The sequence below is a fragment of the Rhodococcus sp. NPDC060086 genome (genome assembly GCF_042730275.1).
GTDB lineage: Bacteria > Actinomycetota > Actinomycetes > Mycobacteriales > Mycobacteriaceae > Rhodococcus.
In genome coordinates, this window is sequence record NZ_JBHWWZ010000007.1 from 133,554 (window position 1) to 156,478 (window position 22,925).

Genomic DNA, 22,925 nt, shown 5'->3' on the forward strand with positions numbered 1-22,925 from the left:
AGACTGCCTACCGCGAGACTGCGCGGTCGGTGAGTCTCCTGCGGATCGCATAGCCGGCCACGAGCAAGGCGACGAGCCCCGGTCCGGTATGGACCGCGAAGACTCCGAGCAGACTCGGACCACCCCAGTCGTCGCGGTAGCTCGCCGGATCGTGGTAGTCGATGATGAAGAATTCGGCGACTCCACGGACGATCAGGTACAGGCCGACCATGCAGCCGATGCCGATGGCCAGCCTGGTGAATATCCGCTTCCGGTTCCGACCGAACGCAGCGATGATCAGCAGGACGACGAGCGCGACCAGTACAGCAGCCACGGAAATACCCACGAAGTGGGGCGGGTCCGAATCTGCGGCGGTCACGAATTCCATGATCGGATTGCATCATTGTCGGCGCCGCGATACATCAGGGAAGTCCCGGATCTCCTCGGCTGCGAGCTTCACTCGGCGCGCGGCCGCGGAAGGTACCTGTCGATGAACAGGCCCTCGGCCGACACACAGACCTGACCGTCGGCGGTGCTGATCTCTCCGGTCGTGTGGATCTTTCGTCCGTCGCACGACACCTGGCGGGCACTGACGATCAAGGGCTCGAACAGCGGTGCCACGCGGTGGTACCGAACCGTGAGTTCTTTGGTCATACCGCGCTGGCCCGCGAAATCGTTCGCGATTCCGAGTGCGTGATCGAGGAGCAGTGCGGACACGCCGCCGTGTACTTTCGCGGGCGGACCTTGATAGGGAAGGCCGAGAACGGTTTCGCCCCTGATCGATCCGTCGTCGTTCCCGCGAAATTCCAATGGCGGCGCGATCGGATTGTCGACGCCCGTCACCGGGCTGTGTCGGGTAGGGCCGTTCCCCTCCCACATTTCGACCAGCCGGGTGTCGAGGCCGGGGGAGTGCTCGTCGAGAGTGTCTGCGATCTCGCGCAACGTGTCGCGGATTCGCGCGAGATGCGGGTTGTCGCGCCCGGTGTGCAGCACCGACGCCATGATGCGTCGTGTTGCGTCGACGACTTCCTCGATCACATGACCGGTGGGTGGGGAAGAGATGACGACGTCTTCATTGTGGGACTCCACCGAAGCAGAAGAGGTCATGATCTCCCTTGTCGCCGCCCGACCGAACACCGTGCGAGGTCGACGATAGGTCGTGCACACGGTGGTTCTCGTCGCGTTTCCGCTGATCGGGACCCGTCGGTGTAGGCCGCCCATCGACCAGCGCTTTCCCGCGAATGGGACCGGACGCACAGCGAATCGCGCACCATTGTTCTGTGACCACACCCCACGAGGGCAGTCCCACCCGAGCACCGCTGGTCCTGGCGTCGCTGATCCTCGTCGCAGCGGTGGCGAATCTGAATCTCGCTGTCGCGAACGTCGCGCTGCCCGACATCGGGAAAGCGTTCGATGCGACCCAGACGAGCCTGAACCTCATCGCTGTCGGATATTCGCTCGGTCTTGCGGCGTCCGTGCTCTATCTCGGCGCCATCGGCGACCGCTACGGACGCAAATCCATGTTGATGCTCGGCATGGCGCTGTCGGTCCCCGCGTCGCTCGTCGCCGGGTTTGCACCGAACGAGGAGATCCTGTTCCTGGCGCGTGTGGTCGGGGGGATCTCTGCCGGCCTGGCTTACCCGACGACGTTGGCGCTGATCACCGCATTGTGGTCGGGTGCCGCGCGCACCCGTGCAATCGCATTGTGGTCGGCGATCGGCGGCGGGCTCACCGCTCTCGGGCCGCTGGTCGCGGGGTCGCTGCTGGAAGGATTCTTTTGGGGCTCGGTCTTCCTCGTGACGATTCCGCTGGCGCTTCTGGCGCTCGGGCTGACGGTGGCGTTCGTGCCGAGTCATGTCAACGAGTCCACCGATCCTGTCGATCATCTCGGTGGAATCGTGTCGGTGGTGCTGGTCGGCTCGCTCGTCGTCGGAATCAACTTCGCGCCGGTCGACGGAATGACGACGGTCGCGGTATCCGCGTTGGTGCTCGCCGCCGCGGCGTGTGTCCTGTTCGTGCTTCGGCAGCTACGGGCGCGGAACCCATTGTTCGACCTGCAGGTCGCTCGTCGCCGGATCTTCTGGGTCGCGGCGGTCGCGGGCATCATCGTGTTCGGCACGCTGATGGGGACGATGTACATCAGCCAGCAGTACCTGCAGAACGTGCTCGGCTACTCGACCCTGGCAGCAGGCTCGGCGGCGCTGCCTGCGGCATTCGTGATGGTGCTGGTGGCGCCGCAGTCGGCGAAACTCGTCGAGTCGCACGGAGCACGGTTCACATTGTTGTCGGGATACGTCGCGATCGTGTTGGGGTTGGTGGTGGCGTTGACGATGTGGGACGAGGGCGCCCACTACTGGGTGGTCGCGCTCGGCTTCATGTTCCTCGGCGCCGGCGTGGGTCTGGCGGGTACGCCGGCATCTCATTCGCTGACGGGTTCGGTTCCGGTGTCGCGGGCCGGGATGGCGTCGGGCACCGCGGATCTGCAACGCGACCTCGGCGGCGCGATTGTGCAGTCGATTCTCGGAGCGCTGCTCACGGCGGGGTACACGGCGTCGTTTGCGGCTACCATCGCCGCGAATCCGCAGTCGTCGTCCGTCGGCGAGCAGACGCAGGACGCGCTGGAGAAATCATTTGCGGGCGCAGCCAACATCGCGGAGCAGTATCCGCAGTACGCGCAGCAGATCATCGCGGCGGCACGTTCGGCATTCCTCGACGGTGACACGCGCGCGTATGCGGCAGCGATTGCGATTGTTCTGATCGGTGCGGCACTGGTGTTCTTCGTGTTCCCGAAGCGTGATGCGGAGCGCGAGTTGCTCGCCCGTTATGCCGCCGAGGACGCCCGGTGAATCGGGGATAGGGTCGCATCGTGGAATCCGACGTCGACGAGGTGTATCAGGCCGTGGTCGCGGTCGCGGACGAGTCGCTGGAGTGTCTGCGGGAGATCCTGTCGCAGATGAGCTTCCAGCAGGCGAACACCGCCCCTGCGTTACCCGGCGCGAACAGTCCGTATGCCATCGTCACCCACTGTGTCGGTATGGCCGACTATTGGGGCGGATCACTGATCGCCGGGCTACGCATTCCACGCGACCGAGACGCCGAGTTCGAGGCGCACGGTGACCCGCGAGACCTGTGTGATGAGGTCGAACGGCTGCGTCGACGATTCCCCGGCTGGGTGAGAATCGCGTTGACCGAAGGCATCCGCGATCGCACCGCCGTAGGCACTACGCGAAGCAACGCACAGACTGCCAGTCCGACGTGGGTTCTACTGCATATCGTGCGTGAACTGTCCCAGCACCTCGGGCAGCTCGAGATCACGCGCGATCTGCTGGCCACGAATGATCAATGACGACTTCTGGATCGGGTCGGTTCACTCGCCGCGGGCGTCGAACTGCTCCCGGTGAGCGTGTACTTCGTCCATGTGCGCTTGGGCCCACGCCTTGATTCCACGTATCACTTGGTGCAGCGACAGGCCGAGATCGGTCAGTTCATAGTGGACGGTGACCGGCACAGTGGGCGTCACTGTGCGGGTGACCAGGCCGTCGCGTTCGAGGGAGCGCAATGTTTGGGTGAGCATCTTCTGGCTGACGCCGGCCAGTCGACGCGACAACTCGGAGTAGCGCATCGCCCGCGGCTCACCGGCACATTCACCGTTCGGCTGGGGGCCGTCGCTGCCGAGGGCGGCCATGATCAGCGCAACCCATTTGTTGGAGATCCGGTCGAGCAGCTGGCGGCTGGGGCACTGTGCGAGGAATGCGTCGTACTCCTCGTGCGCCTGTGCTCGCTGTTGAGCCGCAGTCATCGTCGGCATCGCGGAATCCTTCCCGTCGAAGGGTAAGTTACGCACTTCGAAGTGCCTACTTCCCACTGGAGAGTTACACATCAATAGTGAAGTGGAATCGCATTCAGCGCAAGACTCGAGGAGTAAACGATGCACACCTCCACTTTTCGCACAGCCGTCGTTCGTATCCCGAACGGCCCTGACTCGATCGAGATCATCGGCGTTCCCGCCCTCGAACCAGGGCCCGGTGAGGTCCTGGTCCGGGTCGCAGCAGCGTCGGTCAACCCCGTCGATCTCGCTGTCGCGAGCGGCTTCTTCCACGCGGCAGGACTGATCAACCAACCCGAACACACCGGCCTGGGAATGGATTTCGCCGGAACGGTCCTCACTACCGGGCCGGGGGTGGACCTGACCGTCGGCGACCGTGTCGCAGGTGCGGTCGTGGGATTCGACCGCGACTTCGGCACCTATGCAGAGCAGCTCGTCGTGGCTGCCGCTGACGTCGCCGTCGTTCCTGACGACCTCGAACTGATCGACGCTGCGACGGTGCCGGTCAACGGACTTGCTGCAGCCCAGATCGTCGACCTTCTGGGTGACGCGCCCGCGGGCGCCGACCGGCTGCTCGTGACCGGAGCAGCAGGTGCGGTCGGGGGATACCTCCTGTCGCTCGCACGCGATCGCGGCTGGCGGGTGACCGGCCTGGCCAGAGCCGAGGACGAAGAATTCGTACGCAGCCTCGGCGCGGACTTCACCACGCACGCAGAGCCGCGTTGGGACGCCGTCGCCGACGCTGCAGCGTTACAAGAGCAGGCGATTCCCCTGGTCCGCGACGGTGGGGCGTTCGTCGGTGTCCGGCCGAACGGGGAACCTGCAACGGAGCGCGGCATCACTACGACTGCAGTGGACACGACGCCGGACGGACCCCGGCTCGCCGAACTGCTCGCCCGGACCGTCTCGGGCGAACTACCGGTTCGAGTCCACGCGGTGGTGCCGTTGGAGCAGGCAGCCGACGCACACCGCGCTGTCGCGAAGGGCGGAGTGCGCGGACGCTACGTCCTCGAGCCCTGAATGTGGACCTGGTGTCACATTTCCGTCGTGGCCGGTGTCTTCATGTCGAAGCCACTTCGATCGGAGGAATGATGACCACCAGGATTCCGCCCGCAGAGATGACCGGATTCTACGGCGAACTCGTCACCCGAGTGTCGCGCCGAATGGTCGGCAACGTGCCCGACGGTGTAGCCGTGTTGTGGCACAACAGGAAGGTACTGAACTTCAGCCTCGGTGTCGGCCGCAAGGTGAAGAAATGGGACCGATGTGACGAGATCCTGAAGTCGTTCGCCAACATCGCGGTGGCGGCGTTCGTCGGATGTGAATTCTGTCTGGACTACGGGTATTTCGAAGCACACCAGAAGGGTCTGGATGTGAAGAAGGCACGTGAGGTCCCGCGGTGGCGCGAGTCCGATGTGTTCGCACCGCTCGAACGCGATGTGATGGAATATGCCGAAGCGATGAGTTCTACTCCGCCGACCGTCACCGACGAGTTGTCGGCCCGGTTGCTCGATGCACTCGGCCCGGCTGCGCTGGTCGAGTTGACGGCACACGTCGCGTTTTCGAACTTCGCCACCCGATCCAACATCGCCCTCGGCGTGAGTTCTGAGGAATATGCGGCGAGCTGCGATCTTGCTCCGCTCGCCGTAGCGTCGAAGACATGATCGGTGATCCGTTCGTCACCCATCGCAGCCTGCTCTTCACGGTCGCATACGAGATGCTCGGCTCCGCCGCCGATGCCGAGGACGTCGTCCAGGAGACATGGCTGCGGTGGGACGCGGCGGACCATGACGAGGTGAACGACGCCCGCGCCTATCTGGTTCGGATCGTGACGCGGTTGGCGCTCAATCAGTTACGGGCGTCGGCGCGGCGACGCGAGGAGTACATCGGGGAGTGGTTGCCGGAGCCGCTGCTCACGAGTCCGGATGTCGCCGACGACGTCGAACTCGCCGAGAGCGTCTCGATCGCGATGTTGACCGTGCTCGAGACGCTTGCGCCGGCCGAACGCGCGGTGTTCGTGTTGCGGGAGGTGTTCGATACGCCGTACGCGGAGATCGCCGCGGCGGTGGACAAGACTCCGGAATCGGTGCGGCAGATCGCGCATCGTGCCCGTCGACATGTCGCCGCACGACGACCGCGGATGGAGGTCGATCCCCTTGAACAGTCGGTGGTGGTCGACAAGTTCTTGGCAGCGGTCACCACAGGTGACCTGCAGACTTTGATGGAGGTGCTTGCTCCCGATGTCGTGGTGATCGCCGATGGTGGAGGGCTGGCCCCGGCCTCGCGGAAGCCGATCACCGGGGCCGGACTACTCGCGCCGCTGCTGATTCGCTCCGCGAAGATCCGAGGGTTCGAGGCGACCACCACTCGGATCAACGGGACGGCAGGCGTGCGTCTCTCCGTGAACGGCCGGACTGTGGCGGTGAGCTTGGTGGTCGAAGACGGCAGGGTCACCCGCATCTACGGAATGGCCAACCCCCACAAGCTGGGAAGGATGGACAAGGCGGTCGAACTGCAGCGTTGAACACCGATGCTCGCGCATCCGAAAGTCTGTGAAGGCATGTGTAGTCCGCTTCGCAGCGGGGTATACAGCCAAAACGCTGTCGATGTCCGACACGGAGAGAAGCTCTGTGCTGGGCATCGCTCGCATTGATGCACGAGAAGGGACTTGTACACCATGCTCGGACTCGGAATTATCGGCTGGATCATCATCGGCGGTCTGGCCGGCTGGATCGGTAGCAAATTCATGGGAACCGACGCCCAACAAGGCATTCTCCTCAACATTGTCGTCGGAATCATCGGCGGACTGCTCGGCGGCTTCCTATTGAACCTCTTCGGAGTCGACGTCGAGGGCGGCGGGATGATCTTCAGCTTCCTCACCTGTCTGCTCGGTGCGGTGATTCTGCTGTTCCTGGTCAAGGCAGTCACCGGGCGTGGCGTCCGTCGTTGACGGCGACCGCTTCATGAACTTCGCCGTGGCCGGCTCGACGTCGGCCACGGCGATTTCTTGTTCAGATGCGCGCCCATAGACGAGCGTCCGAGTCCCAAACCGATGAGCTATGTGAAGTAGATCACCGAATGGGTCTGTGGGAGCAGGTGATTAGGCCACCCCGGTCTGGGTACGCAATGTGTGCAGATGGGAATCCTTCCAGATGCAGAAGAAGGAATTCGGACCGAGTCCGTGTCCACACGAGGAGGAAAAATGACCGAAATCCTGCAGGCAGTCATCGACAATCTCGACGCCATTCTCGAGACGCTCTCCACCGGTAGCGCACAGCTTCTCGGCACCGTGCGGTGATCGAGCTCCTCTAGAGGGAAGCGGAGGGTTTCCCTCTCGGAGACTGTGATCAGCAGAATCGTCGGCCACAGCGTGTGATTCGAACGCTGTGGCCGACGCATCTCTTCGTACCCGACGACGCGACCACGATGGTCGATACCCCGGCTGCCGAGGAGGCGGTCGATGTCCGGACCGTGCCGAGCACGTTGTTGTTCCACGTCGTGTCGGGTTTGTGTGTCGGCGTGAACCGGTTCGCACGCGTCGAAAGTCGTGGAGAGTGCAAGCTCGAGTTCGGTGGCCGGCCGGGTCAGTCCGAGCCACGGGCGTTGCGCCATGCCGCCCACACCTCGGGGCGGAGCCTGCCACGATCGGGCACGTCGAGGCCCGCTCCGCGGGCCCACGCGCGCACTTCGGCGGTGGACGGCTCCGTAGCGGCAGTGCCACTTTGCTGAGGAATGATGCGCTTGTGGGACGCGTCTTCGATGCCGGGCCAGTCATGCGCCGCGGCGAGATAGCGGTACGTCCACTCCTCGGCGAGTTGCCGGGTTTCACAGAACACGATCGGCACACTCGGGTAGCGCACCTGCAGTTCGGCGAGTCCGTCCGCGATCACCGCCGGGCGGACGCGTTCGAACTTGAACACGGCCGAGTAGCGGTCTTCGACCACCACGGCAGCACGCGGCAGCGCAGCGAGTTCGGCCATCGCGAAGCGGAGCTTGCCGCTGGTCAGGCTACCGACCAGATCGGGCAGCGACTTGCGTTCGACAGAAGCGACCAACCGGTCGTCGACGAAAAGGCCGTAGTCGCCGCACGGCAGCGCACGGCTGACGGTGTCAACCTGCTGGCCTGCGAACTTGTAGGCGTAGCGCTCGTGGGAATCGACAGTGATCGTCAAGTCGGAGATCCGGGCGGCCCGAGCGGTGGGGGTGCGAACGTTCGGACGTGCTTGCTTACGGGTGCGCGGTGATTGCCAGAACACCGCGTCGCGCCCGCGGGCTTTGGTGAACACGATCTGCGACCGGTTCTCCCGTCCCCGGTCCAGAACCACGTCGATCGCAGCACCGCGACGCACACAGGAACGCAGTCCCACCTGTTCGACGATCTCGGGATGTTCGGGCCATTCGTCGATCGGAACGGGATAGCAGAACAGGGCTTTGGTGCGCGGCCAGGTATCGGAGGTTCGGAACACCAGCCCGCCTGCCAGGGGGAGCCGCAGCAGGAACGGCAGCCGTGAGTCGGGGTCCGGGTTGCGGGCGATCACGATGTTCACGACGCTCGGCAGCCTTTCGCTCGGCGGTTCATACCGAGCAGTGTCCGATAGCGATTGCCTGCAGACAAGCATTTACCTCATCGCGGGGCGGATAGACTGCACAGCATGTTCTTCGGCACCCGCAACGGCGTAGAGGTCATCCTCTTCGTCTTGTCGTGGGCCGCTGCCGTATTCCTCACTATCGACTTCGCCACCGCCGGCAACACCTCGGCGCTGCTCGCGGGGCTTCTCGTGACCGTCGCGGCGGTCGCCGTGCTCGTCCTGGTGTGGCGCGCCGACGACCTGCTCTACGCGCTCGGTCGCACCACCCGCGGGCCGACGGAAGAAGAACATCGTCGACACGGTGAACTCCGTCGGCACTCTCATCCGAACACCGCCGGTCGTCCCCGGCCGCGCGCACCCGGTCCCCGTGCGGGGACCGTCGCGGCCGCCATTCTCTGACCGATCGGTTCCCGCTTCCTCGCGTTCATCGTCAGTAACGAGGAAGGCCCCTCCACATGTCGTCACACGACCCCGTCGTGTCCATACGCGACGCCGAACGTCACTACGGTGGCCTGTGCGTCTTCACCGATCTGAGCTTCGATGTCGCGGCCGGTGTGTGCTGCGCGATCGTCGGCGCCAACGGTGCCGGAAAGTCCACACTGCTGCGATGCGTGGTCGGTGCCGAGCGGCTCGACCACGGCAGCATCACCATCGAGAACAATCCGGTCGACGAGTCTGCGCCGGCATTCCGTGCCGCAGTGGCATCGGTCGTCGGTGATATTGCAGTGTTCGCGCACCTCACAGCGCATGAACACCTGCAGCTCGTGGCCACCGCCCACGGCCTACCCGACCCGTACGGGCAGGCCTCGCAGGTGCTGGACGACGTCGCACTCGTCGATGCGGCAGACCAGCTCCCGGTCACGATGTCGAGTGGTCAACGCCGCCGCCTTGCCCTGGCATCGGCATTCGTTCGTCCGCGCCGGCTCCTTGTGCTCGACGAGCCCGAACAGCACCTCGACGCGGACGGACGAGCCTGGCTGACCGATGCGATCCGCGCCGAGAAGCGCGCAGGCACCGCCGTGCTCCTGGTTTCCCACGATTCCTCCCTCGTCTCCGAGGTCGCGGACGACACGGTGGACGCAGATTCATGGCGCTGACCGATACCCCTGCATCCATCCCCACGGTACGAACCGTGTATTCGTTGCGACGCAGCTTCGAGCGCAGTCATATTCCGCGATCGCACCGCGAGGGCATGATCTTCGTGTCGGTCCTGGGCGCGTACGTCTGCGGTGGACTCGTGTGGTGGCTGGCGACGCGTCCGCCGACGGCGCTCACCGAATCGCTTCTGTTCGAAGTAGACCGAGAGCAGGGCCCGACGTGGGGCTGGGCGGTCTTCGCGATTCTTGCTGCGGTGGCGACAGCAGCGTCGCGATCGCTCGGCCCGGTCACCACCGGGGGCGACACGGCGTGGTGGGTCCTGTCCACACCGGTCGACCGTGGTGCAGTGCTCCGCCCGCGCATTCTCGCGGTGTTGTGCACCGGAGCGGTGGCCGGTGCAGTGGCGGGACGTCTCGCTGCGTTTGCCGCAGCACTGGGAAACTGGTTACCGCTCATGCTATTCGGGGCGAGTATCGGACTCGGCGTGGTCGCCGTAGCGGTACTCGTCCAATGCAGGGTGCTGCCGGCGTGGGCGCCCCATGTGCTCGCTGCGGTGTTCGCCGTGGCCGGTTCTGCGGCGGCGTTGTGTGCTGCTGTGGGCGTGGCGGTGCCGATGATCGCCACATGGGTGCCCGTCGTCCTTGCCTGGGGCGTGGTGTTGCCGGTCGGTATTGCCGCGGTGTCGGTCTGCAGCCGTATCGGCCTCGCCGAGCTCGCAGTGGGAGCCGACATGAACGTCGCCGCGAGCGTAGCGCTCACGAGTCTGGACCTCTCGGTGCTGACCGGAGTTGCTGAGCAGAGAGCGTGGCGGCGGGTGGCTCGCTGTCCGTCACGTGCATTGCCGATGGGTCGCGCTCGTGCGTTGATCTGGAGCGACGCGCTGCGTCATCGGCGGCGCCCGTCGTCGCTTCTGGTCGCTGCGGGCGCGGTGTTCGCGGGATGGGCTCTGGCTGCGATGCTGTCGCCCATTGCGTCCGCGTTGGCTCAACTCGTGTTGGTGTCCGGTGTGGCAATGATTTTCAGCGGTGGCCTACGGGACCTATCCGACAACAGCGAGTTACGCGTGATGCTCGGCGCCGGTGATCGTGCATTGCGGATACCTCTGATGGTTGTCCCGATCACTGCTGCCGCGACGACAGCGTTCCTCACGGCGTTCCTGGCGGCGATAAATCCCGTGGTGATGATGATCGTCCTGGTCGGAGGATGCGTGGCAGCCTACCGGGCAAGGACGCATCCCCACACGGATTACGACGGTCTGATTCTGGAAACGGCAGTGGGACAGATACCTGTCGATCTGATCCGGCAACGGATGCGAGGCCCGGACGTCCTCGCGGCCGCTGCACTACTTCTCGTACTCGTGAGCTGAGAAGGCCGCTCGCGCCGGGTGCGAGCGGCCTCGTCCCGGAGGACTACCAGTCGCGTTCGACGATATCGATGGTGCCCTGGCAGACGGCATTCTTGGTGTTGACGAACCACCATCCACCACCGGTCTGAACGGTGACGGTGAAGTCGACCGTTCCCGTCCCCGTGAAGGTCCGGTTGATCGGAATGCCAGGGTTCGGACTCCAGGAAGCCTGGTCGCTGACGCTGCGCCCGGACTCACCCGAGTTCCGATTGGTCCAGTCGACGAGTACCTGCGTCCCATACCAGTTGGGTCCGATGCTCGAGAGGATACCGCCCGTCGGGCGAGGTAGATCGTTGCCGCCGCTGAGCAGAAGTGACGGAACCAAGTCGTTGCCGCCCGGTGGAAGTGATTCGCCGGACCCTGCCCTGACGAACCACGTGAACGACGGTGACCACGGGAGCGGATTCGCGCTCGTGCACGTCATGTCCGTGGACGTCGGTGCAGCGCTCGCGACGCCGCCTCCACCGACCAACATTGCCGCACCCAATCCGGCTGCCGTGAGTGCGGAAGCACCCATACGACGCATGTTTCGCTTGCTCATGACCACTCCTCCGCTACTTCGATATTCATGTGACCTGCAGATAGAGATGCAATCGGTCTATCGGAGTCGGGCCGCGAACTGTCACAGAAGTGCGAACGAATGCGTATATGTCACAAACGAAGACGTTCCCGGACGTGCCGGTATCCTCCCGTCAACCGGGAAACGAGGCACTTCTAGAACAGGTTCTATGTAAGGATGGCGCGACGGGCATCCGAGACCCGCCGCACATCCGGCCTGGAAGGAGAGGCGCATGTCGAACATCGAGGACCGTCTCACTCGTCTCGAAGCGCTCGAGGAAATCAAGATGCTCAAGCATCGATACTTCCGGGCGTGCGACGCCAAGGATCCGGAAGCGATGCGGGCGTGCTTCGTCGCGAAGGGCGCCGATATCTATTACGGGCCTGCACTCGGAAGTTTCGACGACGCCGACGGACTCGTCGACATCTACTCCAGAATCGCCCTGCAGCGTGTCGACGACCGCTACATCATCCTCGACATGCACCACGGAATGCACCCGAGCATTTCGATCACCGGGCCGGATTCCGCGACAGGCGCGTGGACACTGCGGTTCCGGCAGGTGGATCTTCGTGCCCGTACCGAGCGGGTCACCGCGCTCGACTACGACGACGACTACGTCATCGAGAATGGCGAGTGGAAGATCTCCAGGTGCCACGTGAAGGTGTTGTGGTCGATCGAACGCACTCTGACCGACGATGTGAAAGTGGTTCAGTGACATGGCAGAACGCGACATGGCAGAACGGAAAGTGGCGCTCGTTACCGGAGCGAGCCGTAGCGTGGGTAAGGGCATTGCCTGCGCGCTCGGGTCCGACGGCTGGACTGTCTACGTCACGGCACGCGGACCGGTCGGAGAGGACGGTCCGCTCGACAAGGCCGCCGCGGCGATCACCGAACGCGGCGGCCATGGCATTGCCGTGCAGTGCGATCACCGTGACGACAAGCAGATCGCCGGGTTGTTCACACGCATCGCCGACGAGCAGAACGGCCGACTCGATCTACTGGTGAACAATGTGTGGGCAAGTCCCAAAGGGTTCGCCGGATTCACCGACCCGTTCTGGAAGCGTCCGGTCGATGATTGGGACAGTCTCATCGGCGTCGGTTTGCGGGCCCACTACGTCGCCTCGGTCGAGGCTGCCCAGCTCATGGTGCCGCAAGGCCACGGGATGATCGTCAACATCTCGTCGTTCGGCACGCGTGGATACCTGCACTCGGTGCTGTACGGCATGTCGAAAGCGGGCCTGGACAAGATGGCTGCCGACATGGCCGTCGACCTGCGCGGTACCGGCGTGACCGCACTGTCGCTGTGGCCGGGACTGGTGAAGAACGAGGCCATGCTGGCCCGCGGCCTCGACAATTTCCAAGGTTTTCCACTCGCGAATGCCGAGACACCCGAGTTCATCGGACGTGTAGTCGTCGCATTGGCCGGTGACCCGAATGTGCACGAACGCAGTGGTTCCACGCTCATCACCGCGGAGGCAGGAGCGGACTACGGAGTGGTGGATATTGAAGGAAATCAACCGGATTCGCACCGGGAACTGTTCGGCGGGGGTCCTGTCTTCGGAGGTTGACCGGCAATCAGGTGGTGCTCAGGTGACACGCGACCTGACCTCCACCGGACACCTCCGTGACGGCGGGACTCTGCTCGCGGCATATCGGCATCACCAGTGGGCAGCGGGTGTTGAACGCGCAGCCACCGGGCGGATCGGCCGGGTCGGGCAGTTCTCCACTGAGTCGGATACGTTCTCGACGGCGCTGACGCTCGGGGTCGGGAACTGGGACCGCAGACAGGAGCGCCTGCGTATAAGGATGTGCAGGTTCTGTGAACAGCCGCTCCGAAGGACCCCATTCCACGATCCGCCCGAGATACATCACCGCTGTGGTCTGAGCGATGTGGCGCACCACCGCGAGGTCGTGGGCGATGAACAGGTACGCGATGCCAAGTTCCGCCGACAGCCGCTCGAGAAGTGCGATCACCTGGTTCTGTGTGGACACGTCGAGCGCGCTGACGGCTTCATCCGCGATCACCAACTTGGGTTCCACGGCGATCGCCCGTGCGATCGCGATGCGCTGGCGCTGCCCGCCGGAGAACTCGTGGGGATAGCGTTCGGCGTGTGCGCGTTCGAGTCCTACCTGCTCGAGGAGGTCACCGACCTTGGAGCGACGTTCCGCCGCGTCGAGATCGGTGTGGACTTCGAGCGGTTCTGCAATCGCGTCACCGACAGTGCGTGAAGGGTCGAGCGACGAGTACGGATCCTGGAACACCATCTGCATGTTCCGCCGCGTGGCTCGGAGCTCTTGCTTGCTCAACCTGGTCACGTCGACGCCGTCGAGCAGGACTGATCCGGCGACAACATCGACCAGCCGAAGGATGGCGCGTGCGGTCGTGGACTTACCCGACCCCGACTCACCGACCAGGGCGAAGGTCTCACCGGAACGGAGGTCGAATGTGACGTCGTCTACGGCGCGGATGACCTGCTTCTTCGAGAACATGCCTCGCCGTATCGGAAACTCGACGCGCAGTCCGCGCACACTCAACAGTGTCGACGGGCTTTCGGTCTTCACGAGTTCAGTGGTCATCGGCATCCTTCCAGGATCAGTTCGGAGACCCGCGTGCAACGTGACATGTGACTGCCTGCCACGTCGACAAGGCTGGGCGGCGATGTGCACACGTCGGTGAAATGCTCACAGCGGGGGCCGAATCGGCAACCTTCGGGGGCCGCTCCCGGAGCCGGCGGGCTCCCCGGAATCGTGTGCAACTCGCTGCGCCCTTCGATAGTGGGAACAGAGCGGAGCAGTCCCTCGGTGTAAGGATGCCGAGGCGACGAGAACAGGTCGTCGGTGTGTGCTCTCTCGACCACCTGCCCTGAATACATCACCACCACTTCGGTGCACAGATCCGCGACGACCCCGAGGTCGTGGGTCACGAACAGCACTCCCATCCCGAACTGTGTCGCCATGTCGCGGATGAGGTCGAGAACCTGTGCCTGGATGGTGACATCGAGCGCAGTGGTCGGCTCATCGGCGATCAGCAGTGACGGCTCGCACGCCAGTGCCATCGCGATCATCACTCGCTGCCGCATACCGCCCGAGAACTCGTGCGGATACTGCCGGACGCGTTGTGTGGCGTTGGGGATTCCGACGAGATCGAGCACCTCGACTGCCCGCGCCAGTGCTGCTTTCCGATCGACCCGGCGGTGACGCCGCACCACTTCGGAGATCTGGTCACCGACGGTGAAGACGGGATTGAGGCTCGTCATCGGCTCCTGGAAGATCATCGCGATGTCGTTTCCACGGACATTCCCGAGTTCTCGGTCGTTCATTGCGAGAATGTCACGACCTTGGAACCTGATGCTCCCGGAGACGGTACGGGATTGCTTCCCGGGGAGCAGGCGCAGGATCGATGAGCATGTGACGGACTTGCCGGAACCGGATTCGCCGACCAGTCCGACCAATTCGCCGGATGCCACCTCGAGAGACACATCCTGCAATACAGGAGTCCAACCGGAGCTCCCGGAGAATTCCACACAGAGCCCGTCGATCGTCAGAAGAGGCTCGGTCATTGCTCACTCCGATTCTCACGGCCCACGGAATCGCGGATTCCGTCACCGAGTGTGTTGCATGCCAGAACCGCCGAGATGATGGCAACGGCGGGGATCACAACCGGCCACGCCGTGTAGTTCCACGCTTCGCGTCCTTCGGCCAGCATCCGCCCCCAGCTCGCCTCCGGCGGCTGAACTCCCAAACCCAAGAAGCTCAGCGACGATTCGGCGAGCATAGCGAATCCGCATGCGAGGCTGATCTGAACGATCAAGGGTGAGAGAGTGTGTGGCAGAACATGCTTACGGACGATCATCGATCCCGGCGTTCCGATGCTGCGCGATGCCTCGATGAATGTGTTTTCTCTGACGCTGATGACAGCTCCACGTACCACCCGGAAGAACCGCGGACCGAAGACGACGCCGATGGCGAGCATTGCGTTGGTGAGATCCGGCCCCATGACGCCGACGATGGCCATTGCCAACAGCAGGGGAGGGAAGCTGAGAAACGCATCGGCGATGCGCGAGATCACAGCATCCCACTTGCCTCCGAGGAAGCCGGCCACCAATGCGGGAATCACGCCGATGAGAAGGCCCACGCTCACGGAGATGAGGGCCGCGAACACAGCGACCCGCGCCCCGTACAGGAGGCGGGAGAGGGTGTCTCGACCTAGATTATCGGTGCCGAGCAGGTATCCGTCCGACAGCGGTGGCAGACGACGAGCGGACAGTTCCTGTACGAGTGGGTCGTGCGGGGCTATGAGCGGTGCAGCGATGCCGAGTACGGCAATCAGGATCAGGAACCCGGCCGAAGCGATCGCGGCCGGACGGGAGCGGAAGCGTCGGATGAACCGGCGACGTGGGGATTCGACGACAGCGCTCCCGTCGCTCGGAGGTTTGGTGTCGAGAGCGAGGTCGCTCATGCGGCGCTCCTGGTCTTCGGGTTGAGATAGCCGTACGAGATGTCGACGAGCAGACTCATCACCACCGTGGCGAACACGCCGAAGATCACCACACCCTGGATGGCAGGCAGGTCGCCGGACAGAACCGCCTGCACTGCGAAGTCTCCGAGTCCTTTGATCCCGAACACGGACTCGATGACGGCGGTACCGCCCAAGAGGAATGCGATCTGCATGCCGAGCACAGTTGCCGTGGGGATGAACGCATTCTTCAGAGCGTGCTTCCATAGGACACTTCGGCGGCTGAGCCCTTTCGCTGTGGCGGTTCGTACATAGTCCTGTTGCATAACTTCGATCATCGAACCGCGCAACTGGCGGGCGATCTCCGCGGCTGCGGCCAATCCCAGAGCGATCGCAGGCAACAGGAGGTGACTCAGCCACGGCCACAAGCCCTTTCCGAGCGGGGTGTAGCCCGTCGCAGGCAGTGCACGCAGAGTGAGTGAGAAGACGAGGACGAGAATCAGGCCGAGAACGAAGTTCGGTGTGGCGACACCGAGCGTCGCGCCCAGACCGGTGACCCGGTCCTGCCAGCTACCGGGTCGGCTTCCTCCGATGATGCCCGCAGGTATGCCGATCAGGAGGGCTACCACCACCGCGACCATCGCGAGGGAGAAGGTCACCGGAAGTCGATCGACGATCATATCCAGTACGGGTGCCTGATAGGTGAAACTCTTACCCAGATCGCCCTGTACCAGACCTACGAGGAAATCGAGGTACTGGACGATGACAGGCTGGTCCAGACCGAGCTCGACGCGCACAGCCTCGATCTGTTCGGGTGTCGCGGTTTCTCCTGCAATGCGGTGGGCGGCGTCGCCAGGCACCAGGAAGATGAGGCCGAAGGTAATGCCGGTGGCTATCAGCAGTAGCGGGATCACCGCCAGCAGTCGCTGCCCGATCAGTCGAAGCATTCTGAAGTTCCCTGTTCTCTCGAGACTCGGTAAGTTCGAAACCGGCTAGCTGCCGGCGACCCCGACTCCGCGCCATTCGTCGACCACCCGATTGGGTTCGTATCCGGTCACGCTGTCGGAGGTGATGGCTCCGAGTTCGGCGAACGCAACCGGAAGCATCGCGGCGTAATTCATCAGCGTGGCATTCACTTCCCCCAGCAGCTCCGCACGCTGGCCGGCGTCGGTCGCGCGGTTCGCGGCATCCATGGCTTCACGGAATCCCGGAATGTCGTCGTGTGACGGGTTCTGCGGCGAATCCTGGCCGTAGAACGACGTCAGTAGCAGCGACGGATCCGCTCGCCCGACCAGGGTTGTGAGGATGGCGTCGAGTTCACCGCTGTTGAATGCGGGGTTGAGGTCTGTGGGTGTCATCGATCGGATCTCCATGCCTATGCCCACTTTCGAGAGCTGCTCTTGCATGATCTGCGCGATCAGCTGGTTCTCGGGAAGATTGGAAACACCGGCAACAAAGGAGAACCCGTCGGGAAGCTCTGCAGTGTCGAGCAGTTGGGTGGCCTTGTCGGGGTCGAAACTGTACTGATCGGCCAGTGCATCGTTGTGTGCGAAGTACCCTGCCGGGAAATTCTGGTCGGCGACCGCCCCGTGCCCCTCGAGCGCGGTGTCGACGATGGACTCACGATCGACCGCGTGTGCGAGAGCCTGCCGTACCTCGAGTTTGCCGAACTCGCTGCGAGTCCGGTTCAGATTGAGCACGTAGTTGTTGAGGCTGGTCTGCACGTCGAACTGGAGCCCCTGCTGTTCTGCAGGCGCCAGGGAGAGTGGTGTGGCCATGGCGGCGTCGAGTTGATCGGAGGCGATCGCGTTCGATCGAGTTTGCGGATCGGTCATGACGACCCATTCGAACCGGGCCGAGCCGATGGATTCCGGATCCCAGTAGTCCGTTCGTGCAGCGAACTCGTATTGAGCACCGGGCTGGGACCGAGCCACGGTATAGCGCCCTGCGCCAGCGGGTTCGAGCACCAGCGCGGCATCCTTGTCGGGAGTCCCGAAGGCGTTGGGAGTAACCATCATTCCTGGAAGATCCGAGAGCGTGAGTACCAGCTGCGCACCCGGCCCGTTCAGATGCAGGACCACGGTATCCGTGCCCTGCTCCTGCACCGATTCGACTCCGTCGAGCATTGCGGCGGTGATCGAGTCGGGCTCGAGTGCCCGTCGGAGGTTGGCGGCTACGGCCGAGGCGTCGAGCACAGACCCGTCGGAGAATGTCACGCCTTGCCGGAGGTGGAGCGTGAGTCTGGATCCATCCTCGGAGAATTCCCACGATTCTGCGAGGCCGGGTACCGGGTTGGCGTCGAGATCACGGTGGATGAGGCGGTCGTAGACCAGATTCAACATCGTCGAGTCACTCGTGATGCGGGTCTTGTGCGGGTCGAAAGACGATGCGCCGTAGGTGGTTGCGTATCGGAACGTGGCATTCGGGTCGGGTTCCGCGGAATCTCCTGCTGACGCGGAAGTGCCGCATGCGGTGAGTGCGAGTGCTGCTGCAAGCACGACAACGGCACACTTGATCGAACTTCGTGACATGGGAGTCCTCGGTTTGTATCGGCAACCGCCTATCGGCGGCCAAAGACAGGGGATGCGTGTGTCAGGAGCCGGCGATTCCGACGCCCCGCCATTCGTCGACCAACAGGCTCGGTTCGTAGCCGATCACCTGATCGGTCATCGTCGATCCGAGTTCGAAGAAGACCAGCGGCACTGCAAGTACGTTCTCGCTCAACACCGTCGAGACCTCACCGAGCTTGTCGCCGCGTGCCTGCAGATCGCTTTCGCGATTGGCTGCGTCGAGGACGTCCTGGAATTCCGGGATAGTACTGCGGGAAGGATTCTGCGGGGAGTTCTCGCCGAAGAGTGAGGAGAACAGCAGGGCCGGGTCCGAACGTCCTGTGAAGGTGGTGACGATCGCGTCGGCGTCACCTCGGTTGAACGTCGGGGACGCATCCGATGGGGGCAGCGGGTTGAGTTGCATGTCGATACCGACCGCCGCGAGTTGCTGTTGCACGATCTGTGCGACCTGCAGGTTTTCGGGGAGATTGAGCAGGATCGCAGTGAAGGAGAAGCCGTTCGGCAATCCCGCTTCGGTCAGCAGCCTACGGGCCTCGTCGGGGTCGTACGGATACGCGTCCGCGAGCTCGGGCTCGTACGCGAAATAGTCCTTGGGGAAGTTCTGTGTCGCAGCCTCGGCATGCCCTTCCATCGCGGTGTCGGCGATGGCCTGTCGGTCGATGGCGTGTGCGATGGCCTGGCGTACTTCGAGTTTGCCGAATTCGCTGCGTGTGCGGTTGAAGTTGATCGCCATGTGGTCGAGTCGCAGGGCGGTGTCGACGCGAAGACCCTGCTGGGTAGCTGCATCGATGGTCAAGGGCGTAGTGATGGCGATGTCGACGTCGCCTGCATCGACCGCGCTCAAACGTGCTTGCGGGTCGGTCATGACCGTCCAGACGAGCGACTCTGCGGCAATTGCTTCCGGATCCCAGTAGCCGGGGCGGGCAACGAATTCGTACTCGGCACCGGGAAGCGAGTTGGCCAGTGTGAACCGTCCGGCTCCTGCCGGTGTGAGCGCGAGTTGCGCATCCTTCTCCGGTGTTCCGAACGCCGAAGGGTCGACGATCATCCCCGGGAGGTCGGAGAGCGCAAGTACCAATTGCGCTCCTGGGCCATCGAGTGTGAGTGACACAGTGCGGTCGTCGATCACATTCACCCCGGTGACGCCGGCAAGCATCGGAGCGGTCACGGAATCCGGTTCGAGCGCGCGCTGGAGATTGGCGGCGACTGCTGTTGCGTCGAGCGGGTTTCCGCTGGAGAACGTGACATCGCTACGAAGGTGGAAGGTCAAGGACTCATCGGCCAGCTCCCACGATTCGGCCAGGCCTGGAATCGGTTGCCCCTGGTTGTCCCGGTGCACGAGGCGGTCGTAGACCACATTGAGCATGGTCGCGTCGCTCGTGATCTTGGTCTTGTGCGGGTCGAACACGGAGACGCCGAAGACGGTCGCGTAGTGCAGCGGAATCGATGGATCGACCGTGCCTGAACTCTCGGGTGTCGCAGACCCACAGGCCGTGAGGAGCAGCGAAGAGGCGCTTAACGCGACAACCCACCTGCGGATGGACATTCTTGTTGACGTAGCCGACATTGCACTCCAGATCGAATAATTCACGCACACAGAAAAATTGGCACGTGAATGAACTCCCGCCCCATTTCGTTACCGGTGCGAACCTAAGCTGTGGTGATGTGGCACACATCGGAACTCCCGCTGAATGGGAGTCGTGGGAGTTTGGAACGGCGAATCGAGGGACTGGACGAAGATTCGAAAACTCTTGCGAATCGAAAGTTCGTTCGATAGAATTTCGTCATGGGTGGGGACCTCTGGAAACTCGACAACACACAACTCATGGCCGAGACGCTCGCCGTCTCCGCCGAAATCCATACCTGGCAGGTACACCGCGTCGACCTGATGATCGAAATGATCGAACGCGACACCGTCAAAGAACACGGCTACCGCAGCCCAGCCCACTGGCTCGCCGCCGCCACCCACCTCGAACTCGGTGAATGCCACCGCATCGAAACACTGGCGCGGCTACTGCGACTGGAACCGGAAGTACGCGAAGCGTATTCATCCGGTCTGTTGGATGCGGAGAAGGCGCGGCAGATCGCGTACTTCTGCCAGCACTATCCCCGCACCATGAACCCCTGCGACTTCGAGAAAGCCCGCGACATCCTGATCGAGCACGCCTCCGAGCGGGTCGCCACGAAAGCGACCGTCCGGGCCCTGATCCGCCGACTCGAACACCTCTACAACACCGGCGACGGACCACCACCGGGCGAAGACTCCTCACGCAACGAACTGTTCGTCTCCACCACCTGGCACGGCCGAGTCGTCATCAAAGGCGAGTTCGACGCCGTCACCGGTGCCCGCCTGCGGCATCTGCTCTCCCCGCTCGCCGCGCCGAGGCCTGAAGTCAACGGTGTCAAAGATGATCGGCCGGCGTCGAAACGCACCGCCGATGCGTTCGATCAACTCCTGCAGTTCGTCGAGGCCGCCGGCCTCGTCCCGGTCGAGGGCGGAGTGAAGCCCCACGTCACGGTCACCGCCTCCATCAAAGATCTGACGACGAACACTGCGGTGAAAGAACTGTTCACCCACAGTCCCGAGCACGGGTATGCGACCGAGCCCTGGGCGGGCCCGTTGTCGATCGATGCCGCCCGGATGCTCGCCTGCGATTGCCAGGTCACCCGGATCCTGCTCGACGAACACGGCGTACCGCTCGCACACGGGCGGACGCACCGGACTGCGACGACGGCGCAACGTCGAGCGCTGGCCGTCCGAGATGGCGGATGTGCCTTCCCCGGGTGTTCAACGCCCCCGGCCTGGGCAGATGCCCATCACCTGACCCATTGGGTGGACGGCGGTGATACCGACCTCGACAATTTGGTGTTGCTCTGCGGACACCATCACCGGTTGATGCACCACACCGAGTGGGAAGTGGAGATGACCGACGAGCGTCGGCCGCAGTTCATTCCGCCCTCGAGTGTGGATGTGTTCCGTAAGCCGATTCCGGGGAGCAGGCCGGATCTGGTCGCCTAGCTCCACAACGGAATACGAATACAGCAGACCGTCAACCAATGGTTGACGTCCATAATGCGTCAACCTATGGTTGACGTATGACTGAGCCTACGCGTAGCACCCATCCTGTTCGCCTCGACGACCTCATCGAAGCGATCAAGAAAGTCCACCCCGACGCCCTCGACCAACTCCAGGACGCCATGATCGCCGCCGACCACCTCGGCGACGTCGCCGACCACCTGATCGGCCACTTCGTCGACCAGGCCCGACGCTCCGGCGCATCGTGGTCGGAAATCGGCAAGAGCATGGGCGTGTCCAAACAAGCCGCTCAGAAAAAGTTTGTGGCCAAGGCCGACAACGATCTGGACCCGAACGACGGCTTCAGCCGCTTCAGGCCCCGCGCCAAGAACGTGGTGATGTCGTCGATGAACGAAGCGCGCGCCGCAGGCAACGCCGAAATCGCGCCCGAACACCTTGCGCTGGGCTTGCTGGCAGATCCTGCTGGCCTCGCTGCTCGCGCGATCGTCGCCCAGGACATCACGCTCGACGACCTGCGACGCACCCTCCTGGCAGCCCTGCCGGCGAAGGCGACCGGCGAACTTCCCGAGCTCATTCCGTATGACGCGCAGGCCAAGAAAGCCCTCGAACTGACCTTCCGCGAGGCATTGCGCCTCGGACACAACTACATCGGCACCGAGCACATCCTGCTCGCTCTCCTCGAACTGGAGAACGGTACGGGAGCGTTGTCGTCTGCGGGAGTGGACAAGTCGAAGGTCGAGGAGAACATCACCGAATCGCTTGCGGCGATCGTGGCTGCACAAACGGGCACCCAGTGCGACAAGGCCTGACGGGTGTTGCTCAGAAATTGCTAGGCGTCCTCCCCGACAGTGTGCGTGTGCCGGAACGTCCGGTGCACGCACACTGCGAGGAGATCTGCCATGCACGAACTTCATATCGACACCACCTCGGCCGAAGATGCGGAGGCCGGCGAGATGCTGCTTGCTCGGATCGTGGGGGGAGCGGCCCCAAGGAAGGAGCCGGTGCTCTGTTGCATGGAGATAGACGGTGTAATTTACTGCGAGATGCACTAGCTCTCCGCCCGAGGGTTCGCCGCCGCCACGGGATCCGGCCTGGACCGACGGCACCGCTTGCTCAGAAATTGCTCGGCCCAATCCATGACAGTTGTGCGTGCCCGGAACGTCCGGTGCACGCACACTGTGAGGAGACCGTCATGCGCAAGTTCGACATCGACACCATCTCGGCTGAAGGCACGGAGCTCGACGAATCACGACTTACTCAGATTCTGGGCGGTCAGGGGATCATCCGGGATGACAAGGGGCGGACCGGCTGCATTCCGGATCTGGGAGGCACCATCCGCGCGGATGATCCCCTGTTGGGCTGAGTCTGAAGGCTCGACACCTTGGCGCGGGACGCATAGTGCGTCC

The 22,925-nt window shown here is 63.5% G+C and carries 25 protein-coding genes; 14 read left to right on the forward strand and 11 right to left on the reverse strand.

The genetic code is table 11. From position 1 onward, the window contains the following. Positions 1-7: 7 nt before the first annotated feature. Together ACFWB0_RS06955 and ACFWB0_RS06960 are read right to left on the reverse strand one after the other, a co-directional pair. On the reverse strand, positions 8-367 hold the full coding sequence (locus ACFWB0_RS06955) for a hypothetical protein (protein ID WP_378489702.1): 360 nt from the start codon (positions 365-367) through the stop codon (positions 8-10). A 68-nt stretch (positions 368-435) separates the two neighbouring features. Beyond that, positions 436-1,086 (reverse strand): PaaI family thioesterase, encoded by a 651-nt coding sequence (locus tag ACFWB0_RS06960; RefSeq protein ID WP_378489703.1) that lies wholly within the window; start codon positions 1,084-1,086, stop codon positions 436-438. Positions 1,087-1,220: 134 nt separating this feature from the next. On the opposite strand from ACFWB0_RS06960, the gene ACFWB0_RS06965 reads away from it, so the two are divergent. Together ACFWB0_RS06965 and ACFWB0_RS06970 are read left to right on the forward strand one after the other, a co-directional pair. Continuing rightward, positions 1,221-2,825, forward strand: a complete 1,605-nt coding sequence (locus tag ACFWB0_RS06965) for an MFS transporter (protein WP_378489704.1) — start codon at positions 1,221-1,223, stop codon at positions 2,823-2,825. Between the two features lie 20 nt (positions 2,826-2,845). Continuing rightward, positions 2,846-3,325: a DinB family protein gene (locus tag ACFWB0_RS06970; protein ID WP_378489705.1), complete on the forward strand. Its 480-nt coding sequence runs from the start codon at positions 2,846-2,848 to the stop codon at positions 3,323-3,325. Positions 3,326-3,346: 21 nt separating this feature from the next. Here the strand turns inward: ACFWB0_RS06970 and ACFWB0_RS06975 are convergent, their stop codons facing one another. Further along, positions 3,347-3,787, reverse strand: a complete 441-nt coding sequence (locus ACFWB0_RS06975) for a winged helix-turn-helix transcriptional regulator (protein ID WP_378489706.1) — start codon at positions 3,785-3,787, stop codon at positions 3,347-3,349. A gap of 120 nt (positions 3,788-3,907) precedes the next feature. Between ACFWB0_RS06975 and ACFWB0_RS06980 the strand changes: the two genes are divergently transcribed. The 4 genes from ACFWB0_RS06980 to ACFWB0_RS06995 all read left to right on the forward strand — a co-directional run bounded on the left by ACFWB0_RS06980 (position 3,908) and on the right by ACFWB0_RS06995 (position 6,755). Next, positions 3,908-4,825 (forward strand): NADP-dependent oxidoreductase, encoded by a 918-nt coding sequence (locus ACFWB0_RS06980; RefSeq protein WP_378489707.1) that lies wholly within the window; start codon positions 3,908-3,910, stop codon positions 4,823-4,825. A 71-nt stretch (positions 4,826-4,896) separates the two neighbouring features. After that, positions 4,897-5,469 (forward strand): carboxymuconolactone decarboxylase family protein, encoded by a 573-nt coding sequence (locus tag ACFWB0_RS06985; RefSeq protein ID WP_378489729.1) that lies wholly within the window; start codon positions 4,897-4,899, stop codon positions 5,467-5,469. Next, positions 5,466-6,329, forward strand: coding sequence for an RNA polymerase sigma-70 factor (locus ACFWB0_RS06990; RefSeq protein WP_378489708.1), 864 nt, complete (start codon positions 5,466-5,468; stop codon positions 6,327-6,329). Before ACFWB0_RS06985 ends, ACFWB0_RS06990 begins: the two co-directional genes overlap by 4 nt. A 153-nt stretch (positions 6,330-6,482) precedes the next feature. Beyond that, positions 6,483-6,755 carry a GlsB/YeaQ/YmgE family stress response membrane protein gene (locus tag ACFWB0_RS06995; protein WP_378489730.1) on the forward strand — a complete coding sequence of 91 codons (273 nt, stop codon included), beginning with the start codon at positions 6,483-6,485 and terminating at the stop codon, positions 6,753-6,755. A gap of 634 nt (positions 6,756-7,389) precedes the next feature. Here the strand turns inward: ACFWB0_RS06995 and ACFWB0_RS07000 are convergent. Then, the gene (locus ACFWB0_RS07000) at positions 7,390-8,352 is read right to left on the reverse strand and encodes an ERCC4 domain-containing protein (protein ID WP_378489709.1); all 963 of its coding nucleotides are present in this window, start codon (positions 8,350-8,352) and stop codon (positions 7,390-7,392) included. 105 nt (positions 8,353-8,457) lie between these two features. Here ACFWB0_RS07000 and ACFWB0_RS07005 point away from each other — a divergent pair, with 105 nt between their 5' ends. Genes ACFWB0_RS07005 through ACFWB0_RS07015 form a run of 3 tightly spaced genes read left to right on the forward strand, consistent with a single transcriptional unit; the run spans position 8,458 to position 10,858 of the window. Next, complete coding sequence (locus ACFWB0_RS07005; protein ID WP_378489710.1) at positions 8,458-8,793, forward strand: DUF6412 domain-containing protein; 336 nt, start codon at positions 8,458-8,460, stop codon at positions 8,791-8,793. Between the two features lie 56 nt (positions 8,794-8,849). Continuing rightward, on the forward strand, positions 8,850-9,491 hold the full coding sequence (locus tag ACFWB0_RS07010) for an ATP-binding cassette domain-containing protein (RefSeq protein WP_378489711.1): 642 nt from the start codon (positions 8,850-8,852) through the stop codon (positions 9,489-9,491). After that, the gene (locus ACFWB0_RS07015) at positions 9,482-10,858 is read left to right on the forward strand and encodes a DUF6297 family protein (protein ID WP_378489712.1); all 1,377 of its coding nucleotides are present in this window, start codon (positions 9,482-9,484) and stop codon (positions 10,856-10,858) included. Before ACFWB0_RS07010 ends, ACFWB0_RS07015 begins: the two co-directional genes overlap by 10 nt. A 43-nt stretch (positions 10,859-10,901) precedes the next feature. Here the strand turns inward: ACFWB0_RS07015 and ACFWB0_RS07020 are convergent, their stop codons facing one another. Then, positions 10,902-11,438: a hypothetical protein gene (locus ACFWB0_RS07020; RefSeq protein WP_378489713.1), complete on the reverse strand. Its 537-nt coding sequence runs from the start codon at positions 11,436-11,438 to the stop codon at positions 10,902-10,904. A 250-nt stretch (positions 11,439-11,688) separates the two neighbouring features. On the opposite strand from ACFWB0_RS07020, the gene ACFWB0_RS07025 reads away from it, so the two are divergent. Both ACFWB0_RS07025 and ACFWB0_RS07030 read left to right on the forward strand, forming a co-directional pair. Next, the gene (locus ACFWB0_RS07025; protein WP_378489714.1) at positions 11,689-12,171 is read left to right on the forward strand and encodes a nuclear transport factor 2 family protein; all 483 of its coding nucleotides are present in this window, start codon (positions 11,689-11,691) and stop codon (positions 12,169-12,171) included. A gap of 16 nt (positions 12,172-12,187) precedes the next feature. After that, positions 12,188-13,024, forward strand: a complete 837-nt coding sequence (locus ACFWB0_RS07030) for an SDR family NAD(P)-dependent oxidoreductase (protein WP_378489731.1) — start codon at positions 12,188-12,190, stop codon at positions 13,022-13,024. A gap of 7 nt (positions 13,025-13,031) precedes the next feature. Here ACFWB0_RS07030 and ACFWB0_RS07035 read toward each other — a convergent pair whose 3' ends face one another. The 6 genes from ACFWB0_RS07035 to ACFWB0_RS07060 all read right to left on the reverse strand — a co-directional run bounded on the left by ACFWB0_RS07035 (position 13,032) and on the right by ACFWB0_RS07060 (position 20,028). After that, on the reverse strand, positions 13,032-14,033 hold the full coding sequence (locus ACFWB0_RS07035; RefSeq protein WP_378489715.1) for an ABC transporter ATP-binding protein: 1,002 nt from the start codon (positions 14,031-14,033) through the stop codon (positions 13,032-13,034). Further along, complete coding sequence (locus ACFWB0_RS07040; protein WP_378489716.1) at positions 14,030-15,016, reverse strand: ABC transporter ATP-binding protein; 987 nt, start codon at positions 15,014-15,016, stop codon at positions 14,030-14,032. Before ACFWB0_RS07040 ends, ACFWB0_RS07035 begins: the two co-directional genes overlap by 4 nt. After that, the gene (locus tag ACFWB0_RS07045) at positions 15,013-15,915 is read right to left on the reverse strand and encodes an ABC transporter permease (RefSeq protein WP_378489717.1); all 903 of its coding nucleotides are present in this window, start codon (positions 15,913-15,915) and stop codon (positions 15,013-15,015) included. The genes ACFWB0_RS07040 and ACFWB0_RS07045 overlap by 4 nt, the downstream gene beginning before the upstream one ends. Continuing rightward, the gene (locus ACFWB0_RS07050; RefSeq protein WP_378489718.1) at positions 15,912-16,859 is read right to left on the reverse strand and encodes an ABC transporter permease; all 948 of its coding nucleotides are present in this window, start codon (positions 16,857-16,859) and stop codon (positions 15,912-15,914) included. Before ACFWB0_RS07050 ends, ACFWB0_RS07045 begins: the two co-directional genes overlap by 4 nt. A 45-nt stretch (positions 16,860-16,904) precedes the next feature. Beyond that, positions 16,905-18,443 carry an ABC transporter substrate-binding protein gene (locus ACFWB0_RS07055; protein WP_378489719.1) on the reverse strand — a complete coding sequence of 513 codons (1,539 nt, stop codon included), beginning with the start codon at positions 18,441-18,443 and terminating at the stop codon, positions 16,905-16,907. A gap of 61 nt (positions 18,444-18,504) precedes the next feature. After that, positions 18,505-20,028 carry an ABC transporter substrate-binding protein gene (locus ACFWB0_RS07060; RefSeq protein WP_378489720.1) on the reverse strand — a complete coding sequence of 508 codons (1,524 nt, stop codon included), beginning with the start codon at positions 20,026-20,028 and terminating at the stop codon, positions 18,505-18,507. A 240-nt stretch (positions 20,029-20,268) separates the two neighbouring features. On the opposite strand from ACFWB0_RS07060, the gene ACFWB0_RS07065 reads away from it, so the two are divergent. The 3 genes from ACFWB0_RS07065 to ACFWB0_RS07075 all read left to right on the forward strand — a co-directional run bounded on the left by ACFWB0_RS07065 (position 20,269) and on the right by ACFWB0_RS07075 (position 22,882). After that, positions 20,269-21,501: a DUF222 domain-containing protein gene (locus ACFWB0_RS07065; protein ID WP_378489721.1), complete on the forward strand. Its 1,233-nt coding sequence runs from the start codon at positions 20,269-20,271 to the stop codon at positions 21,499-21,501. A gap of 77 nt (positions 21,502-21,578) precedes the next feature. After that, positions 21,579-22,328 (forward strand): Clp protease N-terminal domain-containing protein, encoded by a 750-nt coding sequence (locus tag ACFWB0_RS07070; protein WP_378489722.1) that lies wholly within the window; start codon positions 21,579-21,581, stop codon positions 22,326-22,328. Between the two features lie 383 nt (positions 22,329-22,711). Then, positions 22,712-22,882 carry a hypothetical protein gene (locus ACFWB0_RS07075; protein WP_378489723.1) on the forward strand — a complete coding sequence of 57 codons (171 nt, stop codon included), beginning with the start codon at positions 22,712-22,714 and terminating at the stop codon, positions 22,880-22,882. Positions 22,883-22,925 lie beyond the last annotated feature (43 nt).

Coding starts and splice junctions, on each gene's coding strand:
- ACFWB0_RS06955 (WP_378489702.1), bottom strand. CDS start 367: ATGGAATTCGTGACCGCCGCAGATTCGGACCCGCCCCACTTCGTGGGT.
- ACFWB0_RS06960 (WP_378489703.1), bottom strand. CDS start 1,086: ATGACCTCTTCTGCTTCGGTGGAGTCCCACAATGAAGACGTCGTCATC.
- ACFWB0_RS06965 (WP_378489704.1), top strand. CDS start 1,221: ATGGGACCGGACGCACAGCGAATCGCGCACCATTGTTCTGTGACCACA.
- ACFWB0_RS06975 (WP_378489706.1), bottom strand. CDS start 3,787: ATGCCGACGATGACTGCGGCTCAACAGCGAGCACAGGCGCACGAGGAG.
- ACFWB0_RS06980 (WP_378489707.1), top strand. CDS start 3,908: ATGCACACCTCCACTTTTCGCACAGCCGTCGTTCGTATCCCGAACGGC.
- ACFWB0_RS06985 (WP_378489729.1), top strand. CDS start 4,897: ATGACCACCAGGATTCCGCCCGCAGAGATGACCGGATTCTACGGCGAA.
- ACFWB0_RS06990 (WP_378489708.1), top strand. CDS start 5,466: ATGATCGGTGATCCGTTCGTCACCCATCGCAGCCTGCTCTTCACGGTC.
- ACFWB0_RS06995 (WP_378489730.1), top strand. CDS start 6,483: ATGCTCGGACTCGGAATTATCGGCTGGATCATCATCGGCGGTCTGGCC.
- ACFWB0_RS07005 (WP_378489710.1), top strand. CDS start 8,458: ATGTTCTTCGGCACCCGCAACGGCGTAGAGGTCATCCTCTTCGTCTTG.
- ACFWB0_RS07010 (WP_378489711.1), top strand. CDS start 8,850: ATGTCGTCACACGACCCCGTCGTGTCCATACGCGACGCCGAACGTCAC.
- ACFWB0_RS07015 (WP_378489712.1), top strand. CDS start 9,482: ATGGCGCTGACCGATACCCCTGCATCCATCCCCACGGTACGAACCGTG.
- ACFWB0_RS07020 (WP_378489713.1), bottom strand. CDS start 11,438: ATGAGCAAGCGAAACATGCGTCGTATGGGTGCTTCCGCACTCACGGCA.
- ACFWB0_RS07025 (WP_378489714.1), top strand. CDS start 11,689: ATGTCGAACATCGAGGACCGTCTCACTCGTCTCGAAGCGCTCGAGGAA.
- ACFWB0_RS07030 (WP_378489731.1), top strand. CDS start 12,188: ATGGCAGAACGGAAAGTGGCGCTCGTTACCGGAGCGAGCCGTAGCGTG.
- ACFWB0_RS07035 (WP_378489715.1), bottom strand. CDS start 14,033: ATGACCACTGAACTCGTGAAGACCGAAAGCCCGTCGACACTGTTGAGT.
- ACFWB0_RS07040 (WP_378489716.1), bottom strand. CDS start 15,016: ATGACCGAGCCTCTTCTGACGATCGACGGGCTCTGTGTGGAATTCTCC.
- ACFWB0_RS07045 (WP_378489717.1), bottom strand. CDS start 15,915: ATGAGCGACCTCGCTCTCGACACCAAACCTCCGAGCGACGGGAGCGCT.
- ACFWB0_RS07050 (WP_378489718.1), bottom strand. CDS start 16,859: ATGCTTCGACTGATCGGGCAGCGACTGCTGGCGGTGATCCCGCTACTG.
- ACFWB0_RS07055 (WP_378489719.1), bottom strand. CDS start 18,443: ATGTCACGAAGTTCGATCAAGTGTGCCGTTGTCGTGCTTGCAGCAGCA.
- ACFWB0_RS07060 (WP_378489720.1), bottom strand. CDS start 20,028: ATGTCCATCCGCAGGTGGGTTGTCGCGTTAAGCGCCTCTTCGCTGCTC.
- ACFWB0_RS07065 (WP_378489721.1), top strand. CDS start 20,269: ATGGGTGGGGACCTCTGGAAACTCGACAACACACAACTCATGGCCGAG.
- ACFWB0_RS07070 (WP_378489722.1), top strand. CDS start 21,579: ATGACTGAGCCTACGCGTAGCACCCATCCTGTTCGCCTCGACGACCTC.
- ACFWB0_RS07075 (WP_378489723.1), top strand. CDS start 22,712: ATGCGCAAGTTCGACATCGACACCATCTCGGCTGAAGGCACGGAGCTC.